This window comes from Psychrobacter sp. TB20-MNA-CIBAN-0197 (assembly GCF_040309765.1).
GTDB lineage: Bacteria > Pseudomonadota > Gammaproteobacteria > Pseudomonadales > Moraxellaceae > Psychrobacter > Psychrobacter submarinus.
In genome coordinates this window covers 1-264 of the sequence record NZ_JBEOPC010000764.1, presented here as the reverse complement: position 1 = coordinate 264, position 264 = coordinate 1, and the positions used below count along the sequence as shown (strand labels likewise).

Annotated in this window: 1 protein-coding gene; it reads left to right on the top strand. The window is 39.0% G+C overall.

What is annotated here, in order from left to right; genetic code table 11:
* On the top strand, positions 1–264 hold a 264-nt coding region (locus AAEY83_RS15885; RefSeq protein ID WP_502945204.1), incomplete at both ends, for a globin domain-containing protein.

Below are 264 nucleotides of genomic sequence, written 5' to 3'. Positions count from 1 at the left end.
ATATGCATCCTCTGCCATTAGATCGAATTCGCCAAGTATTTTTTGAATTTTTATCTGGTTGGTTAGGCGGGCCAAACCTATTTACTGAAAAACATGGCCAGCCAATGCTACGTAAAAGACATATGCCTTTTACTGTAGATAAAGCATTGCGCGATCAGTGGATGTACTTCATGAATAAAACGCTGGATATAGAAATAGACAATCCGTTGTTACGTGAAGGCTTAAAGCAATCATTCTCTCAACTAGCAACGCACATGATCAATC